The following is a 13,955-nucleotide window of genomic DNA, read 5'->3' on the forward strand; positions in this document are numbered from 1 at the left end:
TGATTATTTCAATGCAGACAAATACAATAAATAGATCTCGTATAAAATAGGTTGGTGGATTAATAGGAGGGGAATGCAAAGCTAATATGCCTTCTGTAAATAGAGTTGAATCAAAAGTTAATCGTTGGAGATAGTTTTGATGGAATACGAAATATGCAAGGAGTACCAAACCAAGTATAAGTACATTCGCAACAAGATAAGGAATGAGAAGTGTTTTTACTTTATGTCTAAGAAGATTGTTTTTGTTTTTAGATACCTTATAATATAAAAAACCTGAGATTAAAGAGAGTAGTATCGTTCCAAGTAACGGGAGTTCTTGAAACAAAAATTGTGGTATACCTGTATGAAAATCATTTTTGGTGTGTGTAAAAGTGATTAAAATCACCGCAAGTAATCGGATAACTTCTAAACTATAATTCACAATTGAGTATAAGATTTTAATAAGAATTATTGAGATTCTATACAGAAAGGAATAACGATCTTTTTAGAATTGTTTAATTTTAATGCTTCAAAAATACAAATAAGTAATTGAATTTTTTGTTTTTTCACACAGATTGGTGAGTTGTTTTTCGTGTGTTATAATGTTTATTGTTTATTTTTGTTAAAATTTACTAACAAATATACTTAGCCTAATGAACTTAATTAGATCTTTTTATTTTATGATGTTATGTGTTGTTGCTCTTGCTTGTAACACAGACGACACAGCAATCCCTTCTTACACTCAAATAACTAAAGAAGAAAAAGAATTATTATTAGGCAATTGGCGATTGAGTGACTATTCCAATACGGAAGGTGACAAGATCGACTTGACTGCAAAAGGTCTCTTTGTTCGATACACTTTTACGACAGATGGAAAGGTGATAATTGCAAATGAGTCAAAGAAACCGATTGGATCCGCTAGTAATTCCTATTACTTGACTGAAAATGGAACGATGGAATACACCTTTGCGTACGTGAAAAGTTGGGATGAAACAGTCGCTAAAAAAGAGCGATTGCATTTTGAATCCATGTATGAGGGTAATCCGAATCTTCAATTTGATCTTGAAGTGACACAAAATAAATTGATCTTAACGCATTATGCAGGAGAAATACTTGTATTCGAAAAAATGCAAAAAGGAGTAACCTATCCGAAAATTTCAGAAGAAAGTAAAAAATTACTCTTGGGTACCTGGCGTTTAAAAGAAATGGGGGATTTTATGGGGAGAAAAAGGGTGCTTACTGATGAAGAAGAGGTATTGTACGAATTTAACTCTTATGACAAACTGTTTGTAACGAATCATTCAGTTTCAAAAGATGGCGCATTTGATCGTTTTATACAATCGAGAGTTTCAGATTATGGTTATCAATATGATTTTGAATGGGAAGAACAAGAAATAGTAGTAATAGATGGCTTGGGAGGTTATTTAATGGGAGTTAATCAAGATGCTTTATCTCTTGTCGTATCTGATGGTGCTAGGCTTAAGTTTGAACGTGAAAAATAAAAAACAAAAGAACCGTCTCATAACACGAGACGGTTCTTTTTTCATTACTATAAAATTCAATTCTAAAGTAGAATGCCAATCAAACCATTAACTATCTTTCCCCAGCTTTAGGATCTGCACCATATTCGTTTGATCCAGCTGTCCCTTCAATGCAAGCGAAATAAAGTAAAACCAAAGTACCAATTCCAGTTAATATTAACAACATCAACCAGCCACTTTTTCCAGTGTCGTGTAAACGACGTGCTAAAAGTCCTAATGAAGGTAATAAAACCGCTAAACTGTAAATGTAACCTGTAAACCCAATTCCCATTTTATTCAGTATGGAATCAACAATTCCTAAAACAATAGAGATAATTACACTTACTAAGGTAAACGACCAGTATTCTTTACGTCTTACTCGTCCGTTGAAATCAGTATAATGATTTTTTAAAATATTGATAAAGTTTTCTTTTAAAGTAGTAAAATTCAGTTCCATCTTTCTTTTTTTATGTTTTCAGAGAACGAATGTAAAATTCTTTCTTCAAACCATCTTAAAAAGAGCAGAAAGTTCACTATAAATAGGGAGATAGTTTACGGTGAATGAGTAACAGCAAACAGTTGAAATTTTCAGGTAAGTAAAACCGTTCTTTAATTAAAAGAAGTTGACAGTTCATGCGTTCATCACATTACAAAAAGCAGAAACACAAAAAAAGTTTTTTTCAATTAAAAGAGAATACATTCTTTAGTTAGAAAATTCACTTCTCTCTTCTCTAACTCATTAGGATTATATTTTATTTTGGAATTTGATGAATATATCTCACCTATTTTATATTTATTTTGGTGTTCGATGAATCTTCACTACGTTTCGATTTTCACTACGTTTCGATTTACGCTACGTTTCGATTTACGCTACGCTCCGATTTCCTCTTTCCATTTTATTCATACACCATACCCACATTGTCAATCCATAATCGGCTGTTTTCATTGCCAATATAAGCGCCGCCGTTGCTAGAAGAGAATTGTACAATAAGATGGGTTACAGGATCACTTGCTGTTCCCCAACCTTCTTCAATGATAGGAGTCATTTTTCCTTTACTATTACGCGTATAGTCCGTAAACTCCCCCGTGCGAAGGGCCATTTCTTTTTGGTAAATGGCTTGATTTCTAATATCGCCATAGTTGATTTTAAGTTGAAAGTTGTTTTTCCACTCTTTTTCTGTTGACGTTAAATTGAGCCAAGCTGTTCCCACGCGCTTCGCATGGACATTACCTTCTTTATCTTCCCATCTGTTTTGCAGGAGAATGCGAATTTCGGCCTTGTCGTTTTGGCTTAATACCGTTCCTTTTCCCATACCATTTACTCGACTGGATGTACCACCTGTCGTTACCTTGTAATCAAATTGAAGCGCTTTAGGCTTTTTAGTAAAGGGAATTCCCGTTACAAGTTTACGCTGTGGATTTTTTGTGTCCGTAATTGGCTCTATCATCTCACCGAGGAAAATAGTTCCACTGGCCAAAACATTGATGTTGATTACCCCTAATACTTTGACGCGCTCAATTTTTGTTTCCAAACGAGCCGCATAGCCATTGGCTCTTTTTTCAAGAAAAACCGTAACACTTCCCTTGGTGATTCCACTGACTACCGCTAATACAGAAGAGGTAGCCCAAGGGGATCGCGTATTCTTGTATGGGGTATTGTCTTTTAGCGTGTCTTTGGTATCGTTAATCGAATAGAGATAACGGGTATTTCCCCCAATTAAAAGGGACTCTTTAATTTCTCGAACTTGCCATTGGTTCATGTTGCCAAAAGGCAATAGTTCAAAGCGCTCTTTTTGTGCCCAAAGACTCGTGGATAACAAAAGGCCAACTAGTAGAGGAATCATGCGCAAATAAGTCTTCATATCTTTATTTTTTTAAGTTCAGTTTTTTAATTTGTTCAAAGTCTTCCTCTTTTAAATTCATCTGTTGATAGGGAACTGCCAAATCGTGATCATTTAAATACAGGCGAGGCATTGGTTCAAACCGTGAATTGACCAGCGAAAACTTAGGTTTGAGCGCGGGAGTTTGTATCGAAGCCGCATCCAATAAGGTGTGGAAAATTACATGTGTACTAATGGGGGCTGTCTCGTGTTTTTGAGCCAGTTGATAGTGTTGTGGATGCCCCGCAATATAAGAGTCCGAAAACCACATGAAAAAGGGAATGTGCAATTGATAGTAGGACGGTGTTGGAGAGGAGTGCAAGAATAATCCGCGATCATCGTCAAATAAATCTTCCCCGTGATCCGAAGTGTACAATACCATAGCGGGAGTTTCTAATTGTTGCAGCGCTTGTAGCGTAGAAGCCAAAAAGTAATCGGTATACAAAATACTATTGTCATAGGTGTTGACCAATTGTTCCTTTTGGGTGCGACTTACCGCAGTCAGATTGTCCGGTGTAAACCTTTGATACGGCATAGGATATCGCTCTTTGTAATTAAAGTGAGAACCATAACTATGTAAAATAACAAACAGATTTCCTGTCGTTTTCTCAATTAAGTTTACCATGATTGGAATTAAATCCTCATCAGGACGATTGACCGTCAGACGCGTTTTGGGATCTGTAGTTCGGATTGTCTGGTAAATATCTGCCTCTTTGGTAAAATACTCAATGAAGGAGTTGTTTTCGGATTGGTTTGACAAACAAATTGTCGTAAATCCAGCCTCTTTAAACGCATGTGCAATTCCTTTTCGCTGGTAAATATCTTCGTAATTGGTCGCATTGACATCGGATAATATCATGGATACGCTTTTGTGTGTCGTATTGGATTGCGTTAGCGCATCGCGATAAAAAACGGCATGAGATTCTTGAGATAGCAGTGGATTTGTTGGGCGATCATATCCATAGATCTGCCAATTGTGTGCTCGACTCGTTTCCCCTACAATCAAGACGAATATCTTTCGTTGATCTTCTTTTTGAGTTAAGGTACTTTGAAAAGTAAAATCTTTGGAGGTTTCAGGATAGGCCTGTACCTTTTTCCATTTGTTTACTGCAAAGTTTAAATTGTAATATGCATTGATGGGATATACATCAACAGTAAAAGCAAAGGCATTGCGGTTGTTGTTTATTGCTCCTAAAGACACGAGCAATGACACAAGTAAGAGCACTGCTCCTGTGATGAATGCTTTATGGCGAAAGATTTTAGGTGCGTATATTTTTCTTTTCCACTGCAAGATGGCCCAAATGATAGTGGGAATATACAAGATGCACACAAAGGCAATGGATGGAAGTAAACTTCCCAATAGCTCTGTAATTTCGGAGGTATTCGTTGTGGCTACGTTTAAATACATATCTACGGCAATCACATCCTCCCCAAACAAATAGAATAATACAATCTGAAAGGCGTGTATAAACAATACAGGAAACAAGAGAATCTGTGTGCGTCCCATATTTTTAAATAGCGAAAACACGAGAATATATATACTTAAAGGAAGTAAGCATACAGTTGCTTTGCCCGAAAAATTCAAGGGTTGGAATAACGCAAAATAAATTGAGGGCACCATATTAACAGCTAGGTAAATATAAAATAGAGCCACAGCATTTGCACTCAGTCTACCTAATAGACTTTTTCTTTGTTTTGTTTCAGGCATAAAATAGTCTTAGAATGCTTCGTTTATATTAAAATAAAAACCACTTTGTCCCTTTGCAATCCCATAATCGAAACGGATATTCACTCGGTTTTTAAATTCCCAGCGATAGCCAATACCATAAGTAGGTAGGGTTTCTGTCCAGGTAACAGCTTTAAATTTGTCGAAAACGGTACCCATTCCTCTCCAAACGACTAATCCGTGACGGTTGTATATATTTTGGCGGAGCTCAACCTGAGTATTCAACTCCTTTCGATCGCGGTATTGCCCAGAGAGATACCCTCGCATTTGTCGGGCACCTCCTAATTGTGCCATCATATTCCACGGAATATTTCCATTGTTGAATATTCCGTTCGCATCAAAAGCTAAAATGGTCTTAGGTGCTAATCGCTGAAAATAACGTGCACTAGTTTCAATACGACTAAAGTGAATATTGCTACCTAGGGTTCTGGAGTAAAACGTTTGTTGATATTGTAAGAAAATACCTTTGCTTGGGTTAGGAATAAAATCACGCGTGTCATAGGAGAAGATAAATCCACCGCCAACAAGAGTTGTCGTTAGATTTTCTTTTGGCTCAAAGTCGATTTTTTCAAAATCACTTCCCCTTACATTTTGTGCCGCGAAGGTAAGTCCGACATACCCATTATTGATGACTTCCGCTAAGAAGTCTGCCTTTACAGATAAGCGATATTCATTGTACTTGGAGTATTCCCCCGAAGCACCTGCATCATATCCAACACCATAGTATTTACTCGGCATATAGGTGAAAGACATATCCGAATTAATACGAAATTTATCTTCTGGAAAGATGGTGCTATTTTCAATGCCAATAGCGAAGAAACCACTGGTGGTAATATTAGAATAAATAGAAACGTTAGAGGGCGAAAGTTCCATATTTTCTTGGTCAAGGCGATATAAGCCAGAAGCAACAAGTCCTAACCCTAATTTTGTATCCACAGAATAACTTGGACCTCCAATAAAAGAAATATCAAATTTACTTTGAGATTTATCTTTTTTTGCTTCTTCAAAATAGTGAATAATCCGCTCAAAAAACTTCTTCTTTTCCAGCGTATCTTTTTCTTTATCTAGTGCTATTTGCGCTTTAGCACCTAAACTGCTAAATAAAATCAACAAGAAAACGATATAGTTTATGTTTCTCATGATGGATGTAAGGTGTTTGTATTATGTTTTTGTTTTATTGGGCTAAAGCGATGCTAATCTGTGCGTAGATAATAACTACCGCAAGGATAAAAATGAGCGTAATTAAAGTCATTTGCAATAAGCTAATCTTTTGTTTGTGGTAATTCATCGCTTTAATATATAGATACTGAGGAATGAACAAAGCTAAGATTACCCCGGCAATTGCCGCATAACCTAGAGCAAGAATGAACCCCTCTGGATAAAAAAGAGCAAATAACAAAGGAGGGATAAACGTTAGTAATCCTGCGGTGCTTGTGGTTACAATTCCCTTTGTTTTGGGCTTTAGCACATCTTTGTAGTAATCAAATAGACCGATGCTTACTCCTAAAAAGGAAGTCCCCAAAGCGGTAGCGGCAAACAAACTAAACAAGGTTTCAATATGGGCAGAATGCGTCATTTCTCGAACGCTCAAAATGAGTCCTCTTAGTTCAGAATTTGCATTTAGAATTTGCATGAATCGCGTCTGATCCATACTGCCTAGTACGACAATTTGCCAAATAAGATAGATGATGAGCGGTAGTATACTCCCCAAAATAAAAGCGCGATTCAGCTGTTTTTTATTTCCATCTAGGTAGTGAACAATACTTGGAATACTGCCGTGAAATCCAAAAGAAGTAAAAATAGCTGGAATAGCAGTTACTGTGACACCTATAGATAAGGGAGCATGCAATAAATTTGCTTGTTTAATAAAAGGAAACAATAGAGCAACGAGTAAGACTAAGAAAATGAGCTTAGCCATAAATAACCCGCGTGTCAACCAATCCACCCATTGCGTTCCTATGACAACAATCCCCCCAAATAGTAGAGAAAAGAATAGAATAGCGATACGTGTATCCATATGAGTATCAAACAATAAATCAATAGTTGTTTTTAGGATCGTCCCCCCTCCTGACATATATGCTGCAGTTAGTCCGTAGATTAAAAACATCAGACTAAAGCCTGCTAGTTTGTTGATGAATGAGCCCGCATACTTTTTTGTTAATGTATTAAAACCATCTGTTGAGGTATTGTAGTCGTAGATTCGAACCAGGAGTAAAGCGGTATAACACATGGCAAACCAAATGATAAACAGCAACAAAGTGGTTCCCCAAAACCCTACACCTGCAGAGGTTATGGGCATAGCAAGCATTCCTCCTCCAATACAAGAGCCTGCAATAATTAAGATGCTACCGAGCAATTTACTGTTCATTACGTTTAAAATTTAGACGAAACACAAAGATAAAAAAGCTTTTGGGCTTATTATTTTAATGTTAAGATAATTTTGTTTTGTAAAAATGCGTTAATTGTTAAAAATACGACATTTAATTAGTTGAAGAATCTTCTTTTTAAAAAAGAGTTTCTTGTTTTGTATTTTGTGATAGCGGATTTATTTTGAGGATAATGTGCTATTTAATTTTTTTTGGGCACAAAGTGTTGTCCTTTTGGATTTTTAAGAGGTGTTTTTTTGTCAACTAGATAGACTAAATTTAAAAAGCTATATTTTACCAGTGTCGGTTTAAAAGGAATAAATAGTTAGCGAATGCTTAGAGGTAATCCGGTATTCAAATACAAAAGAGCAGATTTGATAAAATTAACAGCGATAAACGTAATGGATAAGGAAGGGGACTAGATTGTTGAATAAAAGATGGTTGCTAAAGAAGGTAAACCAATGAATCAAGCAATAAAAAAAACACAAAAAAAGCGCTAACTAAATATTCTGTACTATATTTGTCCCGTATGAGTAGAAAAAAAATGATAGCGAGAGTATTGTTAGTGGTAGCCTTTTTGTTTACCACCGTATTCCAATTGGTACATAGCTATCAACATATTTCTACTGCAGTTGCTTATGAACACGAGCATCGCACGCATGCACATTACACAGAAGAACGAAGTGATCATGGAGGCGCTCAGCTTACCGAAGACCACAGTCATATAGACCACTGTTTTGCTTGTGATTTCATTCCTACTTCAGGATTAGAGCCTGTTCAATTTGAATGGCAAGCGGTTACTTATCAACTCATTCAAGAAGTGCAAGATGAGGCGACATTATTGTTTACGCCCTTATCTCACGTTTACTATTCCCTTCGCGCCCCTCCAGTATTGGTTTAATTATTAGTTTTTGTCAGACAAGCTAGGTCTGATGGTTATTTTATTAATTAAAACAGACAAGAAACAATGAGAAATCTATGTATATGGATGATTCTGTTGTGCTCTTTTGGTGTGCTTGCACAAGATTTTACCCTCAAAGGAAGAGTGTCAGATTATCATGGAGAAGCCTTAATTGGCGCAACAATTACGGTTGGAAATCAGGCTTTTATGACAGATTTAAAAGGGAGATTTCAAGCCAAACCCCTTGAAAAGGGCACCTATCAGTTGGTCGTTTCATTTTTGGGATATGAAACACTTACACAAACAGTAAACTTACAGGCGGATCAAGAATTAGACCTACACCTCAAAGCTAGTTCAACCCTATTGGATCAGGTTGTGGTTTCTAGTCAGGCGAAACACAGCGTGCAACACGTAGACAAAGTAAGTAATCAGCACTTAGTAGATAAATTTGCAGGTTCTTTAGCCAAAACACTCGAATCTGTAGCAGGAGTAAATGCAATGGACATTGGTGCTGGTGCCTCTAAACCCGTTATTCGCGGGTTGGGCTTTAATCGAGTAGCCGTAGCAGAAAATGGTGCCAAACAAGAAGGACAACAGTGGGGTGCTGATCACGGTTTAGAAATTGACGCTTTTAGTACAGAAGAAGTGGAAGTTATCAAAGGCGTTGGTGCGATCGAATATGGAAGCGATGCTATTGGTGGAGTCATCAAAATCAACAATGAAAAAGTACCTCAAGTACATTCATTTGACGGAAAGGCCCTTGTATATGGAAAATCAGTGAATGATGCAATCGGAGCCTCCGTTCAAATCAAACAAAGAGGAGAGCGCTTCTTTTATAAATTAAAAGTTACAGGTCAGGATTACGCCGATTATCGTGTGCCTATTAAACAAATTGACTACCTCAATACAATCATTCCCATTGAAGGAGGTCGCATGAAAAATACAGCCGGAAATAATGTAGCCCTTTACGGACAGATAGGTTATGTGGATGCCAAGTTTAAAAATATCTTGAGTATCAGTAATGTATACGATAAAAGTGGTTTCTTTCCCGGAGCTCACGGAATTCCCAATATTGCTACAGTGCAAGATGATGGCAATCACAGAAATGTAGAATTGCCCAATCAGTCCGTGAATCACTTTAAGCTTACCAATACGGCAACATGGGAATGGAATGCCAACCAAAAACTCAGTGTTTTATTGGCCTTTCAGAATAATAAAAGACAAGAGAACAGCTTGTTTCATTCTCATTTTTCCAATCAAACACCACCTGTAAATAATCCAAATTTGGAATTGGAATTTGTACTGAATACGTTTGATGCCGCTGTAAAATACGAGCACTTATTTAGCAATGATCATAAAGTAACGGTTGGATTGCAACAGAATTACCAGAATAATACCATTGGAGGTTATGGTTTTTTATTGCCGAAGTTCAATAAAATGGGAGTAGGTGCTTTTGGAATGTATGAGTATTTTGTCAATGAACGCCTTACTTGGGAGGCTGGAGTACGTGCAGATTACGCCAGTATTCACGTCAAACCTTTTTACGATGGAATCCTCTATGATTATTTAATCGACAAAGGACAATCCGTTGATATAGCAACAAATTACGCCCAACGCAGCGTGAAACAGGATCGCGATTTTAGCAGTTTTAATGCGATGATTGGAGCTAAATACGATTGGTCAGAACGCGTGAATATCGGTGCTACAATAGGAACGAACTTCCGTTTTCCTACGGCAATTGAGTTAGCGTCTAATGGGGTACATCACGGAGCATTTCGCCATGAAAAGGGAAATCCAGATTTAGATCCTGAAAAGGGAATAGCCCTAGATTTTAGAGTAACCTATGAGACGTCTACCTTTAGTACGACCATCAGTCCCTATGCGTATTACTTTACCAATTATATTTTCTTAAAGCCAAGTGGAACGTTTTCCATCTTACCCGATAGTGGGCAAATTTATGAATACACACAATCCAAAGCCTTAATTACAGGATTTGAGTGGAAAGCAGAGCAACGCCTTTGGGATCGATTGACAATAGAAGGAGTGTTTGAGTTTATTTACAACAAACAAGTAGATAATGGCAAAAAGGGAAATTATCCTTTGCCTTTTTCAACACCAGCTAATTTCTTTGGTCAGGTGAGTTATACCCTAGAGGATTGGAAGGTGTTTAAACAACCCGAAGTGTTTGTCAACGGAAAATGGTATGCGGAACAAAAGCGAATCGCCCAAGGAGAAGAGATCACCCCAAGCTCACAAAGCTATGGATTTGGACTTTCCTCAACGATTCAATTGGGAAAGGTAGCTGCTAAAACAAGTCTGACAGCAACCAATATTTTTGATACAAAAATATTGAACCATATGAGTTTTTATCGACCATTGGGTATCCCAGAATTAGGTAGATCTATTCAATTAATGATTCAAATACCGTTTTAATGAAGCAAACTAACAGCAGTGTTAGTAAGTATATTGGTTTAGTGGTTGTATTCTTTATTCCGCTGATTAGCAACTTACTGCACTATGTTGTCATTGAACATGAATTTGGAAAGCGAAGCCACGAGTTGGAATGGGTCGAGGGAGGTAAAGTACACTATTGTGATCAATACCTTTTCAAGATTCATCCCGCAATTGAAGTGCCTTGCTTGTGTCTTGAAATTGTCCCCCTAGTAGTATATAACAGCACTGTTTTAACAACGAGTGAAATTGTTGAACAACGAGTAACGCTCTTTTATTTTAATCGAGGACCTCCGTTGGCGTAAAGAATAACAACAACACAACAGCCACAACAATAACATTTAAATTTTAAAACAATGAAAAAAATACAATATTTAGCGATCGTTTCAATCGTAAGTCTATTCGCCTTCACTTCATGTTCAAGTGATGATAACACAGATACACAAAAGCCAGTTGTTGATTTAGTAGCACCGAAAGATAATGCTAGATTAGAAGCAGGGAAGGATATTCATTTTGATATGATTGTTTCCGATAATGAAGGTTTAGGGTCGTATAATGTGGATATCCACAATAATTTTAACGGACATGACCATTCCGGTGAAAATCACACGCATGCCTTACTGGCGGTTGTCGAAACCAAACCTTTTGCCTATAATAATACATGGGATTTAGGTGGTGTGAAAAATGATCAAATTCACCATCATGAAATTGTAATTGCTGCAAATGCAACACCCGGAAAATACCATTTTGTAGTAAAGGTGTTAGATAAAGCGGGAAACCAAACCATGGTATTTAGAAATATTGAAATCGTACCAAGTGGAGAAGGAGATGGAGGAGACCATGACCACGATCACGATGATCACAATCACGCACATTAAGTAGCCGCCTTAATTGGTTTATATTTGTAGAAAGCAAGGTGTAATGCCTTGCTTTTGCATTTATTATTAATATATTTACTTTCACAGAAATTTTAAAATAGAATTATTTATTATGAGAAAATCGTTTATGACACTTCTTGTAGCAACTTTGATTATTTCATGTAAAAATGAAGGAGCAAAGGAACAGGTAGCGGATATTCAATATCCTGAAACGAAAAAAGGAGATGTAGTTGATACATACTTCGAGGTTGAAGTAGCTGACCCTTACCGTTGGTTAGAAGATGACCGTTCCGAAGAGACTGCAGCTTGGGTAAAAGCCCAGAATGAAGTGACTTCAGGTTACTTAGCTCAAATTCCATTTAGAGATCAATTGAAAAAACAAATGGAAGAAGCATGGAATTACGAGAAAATTGGAGCTCCATTTAAAGAAGGAAAGTACACGTATTTTTTCAAAAATGACGGATTGCAAAATCAATCGATCATATATCGTAAAGATGACGCTGGAAAAGAGGAAGTATTCTTAGATCCAAACAAATTCTCTACAGACGGAACAACCTCTTTAGGTAGCATTGATTTTTCAGAAGATGGAAGCAAAGCAGCTTACGCTATTTCTGAAGGAGGAAGTGACTGGAGAAAAGTAATTGTGATTGATACAGAAACCAAAGAAGTAATTGGTGATACTTTAGTAGATGTTAAATTTAGTGGAGTTTCTTGGTTTAAAAATGAAGGATTCTACTATTCAAGCTACGACAAACCACAAGGAAGTGAGTTATCTGCCAAAACAGATCAACACAAATTATACTACCATAAGTTAGGAACAGCTCAAAAAGAGGATGCACTTATCTTCGGTAAAGACCAAAAGAGAAGATATGTAGGAGGATACGTAACAGGAGATAATCAATATTTAGTGATTACAGCTGCTAATTCAACCTATGGTAATGAATTGTACATCAAAGATTTGACGAAAGTAAATAGTCCAATCGTAACCATGGTAAGCAATTTTGACAGCAGCAATGGCGTGTTAGACAGCAAAGACGGTAAATTGTATATCGTAACGGATTTTAAAGCACCTAATTCACGTGTAGTAACTGTAGATGCAACAAAACCCCAACAAGCAAATTGGGCTGATTTCATCGCAGAAACAGAAAATGTATTGTCACCGACAAAAGGAGGAGGGTATATTTTTGCAAGCTATTTAAAAGATGCGGTTTCTATGGTGAAACAATACGATTACACAGGTAAAGAAGTTCGTACAATCGAATTACCTGGTATCGGAACAGCAAGCGGATTTAGTGGTAAGAAAGAGGATGCAACGTTGTATTTTTCGTTTACTAACTACATCACACCTGGAACAATCTATGCGTTAGATGTACAAGGAGGTGCTTCAAAGGTATATGAGCAACCGAAAGTAAAATTTGATGCTGCCCAATATGAATCAAAACAAGTGTTCTATACGTCGAAAGATGGAACAAAAGTACCGATGATTATTACGTATAAAAAAGGTATAGAGCTAAACGGAAAAAACCCTACGATGTTATATGCATACGGAGGATTTAATGTTAGCTTGACGCCTTCTTTCAGTATTGCTAATGCAATTTGGTTAGAAAACGGAGGAGTATATGCTGTTCCAAACTTAAGAGGTGGTGGTGAGTATGGAAAAGCTTGGCACGTAGCTGGAACAAAAATGCAAAAGCAAAATGTATTTGATGATTTTATCGCAGCAGCTCAATACTTGATTGACAATAAATATACTTCATCTGACTTCTTAGCAATTAAAGGAGGATCAAATGGAGGATTATTAGTTGGAGCAACAATGACGCAACGTCCTGACTTAATGAAGGTAGCTTTACCTGCAGTAGGGGTCTTAGATATGTTGCGTTACCATACTTTTACAGCAGGAGCTGGATGGGCATATGACTATGGAACTGCAGAAGACAGTAAAGAGATGTTTGAATACCTAAAAGGATATTCTCCATTACATAATGTGAAAGCAGAAGCTTATCCTGCAACAATGGTAACAACAGGGGATCACGATGACCGCGTTGTACCGGCACACAGTTTTAAGTTTGCAGCAGAATTACAAGCAAAAAACAACGGTAATAATCCAATGTTAATCCGCATTGAAACGAATGCAGGACATGGTGCTGGAAAATCAATTGCTCAACAAATTCAAGAGCACGTTGACTTACAAGCATTCACACTTTACAGTATGGGTGTAAAGAAATTAAAGTAATTTTCTGATAATAAAAAAACC

The 13,955-nt window shown here is 36.9% G+C and carries 11 protein-coding genes; 6 read left to right on the top strand and 5 right to left on the bottom strand.

Features of this window, described 5'->3' with window-relative positions; translation table 11 throughout:
• Positions 1-632 precede the first annotated feature (632 nt).
• Complete coding sequence (locus tag FBR08_RS08190; protein ID WP_233266291.1) at positions 633-1,481, top strand: hypothetical protein; 849 nt, start codon at positions 633-635, stop codon at positions 1,479-1,481.
• A gap of 91 nt (positions 1,482-1,572) precedes the next feature.
• On the opposite strand, the gene FBR08_RS08195 is transcribed toward FBR08_RS08190, so the two are convergent.
• The 5 genes from FBR08_RS08195 to FBR08_RS08215 all read right to left on the bottom strand — a co-directional run bounded on the left by FBR08_RS08195 (position 1,573) and on the right by FBR08_RS08215 (position 7,473).
• A complete protein-coding gene (locus FBR08_RS08195; protein WP_158962281.1) occupies positions 1,573-1,956 on the bottom strand; it encodes a DUF805 domain-containing protein in 384 nt (127 codons plus the stop codon).
• Positions 1,957-2,395: 439 nt separating this feature from the next.
• A complete protein-coding gene (locus FBR08_RS08200; RefSeq protein ID WP_158962282.1) occupies positions 2,396-3,361 on the bottom strand; it encodes a PCMD domain-containing protein in 966 nt (321 codons plus the stop codon).
• A 4-nt stretch (positions 3,362-3,365) separates the two neighbouring features.
• Positions 3,366-5,087 (bottom strand): phosphoethanolamine transferase, encoded by a 1,722-nt coding sequence (locus FBR08_RS08205; protein WP_158962283.1) that lies wholly within the window; start codon positions 5,085-5,087, stop codon positions 3,366-3,368.
• A gap of 9 nt (positions 5,088-5,096) precedes the next feature.
• Entirely contained in the window at positions 5,097-6,245 is a 1,149-nt protein-coding gene (locus tag FBR08_RS08210) for a BamA/TamA family outer membrane protein (protein WP_158962284.1), read from the bottom strand.
• A gap of 34 nt (positions 6,246-6,279) precedes the next feature.
• Entirely contained in the window at positions 6,280-7,473 is a 1,194-nt protein-coding gene (locus FBR08_RS08215; protein ID WP_158962285.1) for an aromatic amino acid transport family protein, read from the bottom strand.
• A 542-nt stretch (positions 7,474-8,015) separates the two neighbouring features.
• Between FBR08_RS08215 and FBR08_RS08220 the strand changes: the two genes are divergently transcribed.
• The 5 genes from FBR08_RS08220 (at position 8,016) to FBR08_RS08240 (ending at position 13,934) form a co-directional block, all read left to right on the top strand.
• Positions 8,016-8,372 carry a DUF2946 family protein gene (locus tag FBR08_RS08220; protein ID WP_158962286.1) on the top strand — a complete coding sequence of 119 codons (357 nt, stop codon included), beginning with the start codon at positions 8,016-8,018 and terminating at the stop codon, positions 8,370-8,372.
• A 66-nt stretch (positions 8,373-8,438) separates the two neighbouring features.
• A complete protein-coding gene (locus FBR08_RS08225) occupies positions 8,439-10,805 on the top strand; it encodes a TonB-dependent receptor (RefSeq protein WP_158962287.1) in 2,367 nt (788 codons plus the stop codon).
• Complete coding sequence (locus tag FBR08_RS08230) at positions 10,805-11,128, top strand: hypothetical protein (RefSeq protein WP_158962288.1); 324 nt, start codon at positions 10,805-10,807, stop codon at positions 11,126-11,128. Before FBR08_RS08225 ends, FBR08_RS08230 begins: the two co-directional genes overlap by 1 nt.
• Before the next feature lie 51 nt (positions 11,129-11,179).
• Entirely contained in the window at positions 11,180-11,701 is a 522-nt protein-coding gene (locus FBR08_RS08235) for a DUF4625 domain-containing protein (RefSeq protein ID WP_158962289.1), read from the top strand.
• Between the two features lie 112 nt (positions 11,702-11,813).
• Positions 11,814-13,934, top strand: coding sequence for a prolyl oligopeptidase family serine peptidase (locus FBR08_RS08240; RefSeq protein ID WP_158962290.1), 2,121 nt, complete (start codon positions 11,814-11,816; stop codon positions 13,932-13,934).
• Positions 13,935-13,955 lie beyond the last annotated feature (21 nt).

This window comes from Myroides fluvii (genome assembly GCF_009792295.1).
Lineage (GTDB): Bacteria > Bacteroidota > Bacteroidia > Flavobacteriales > Flavobacteriaceae > Flavobacterium > Flavobacterium fluvii_A.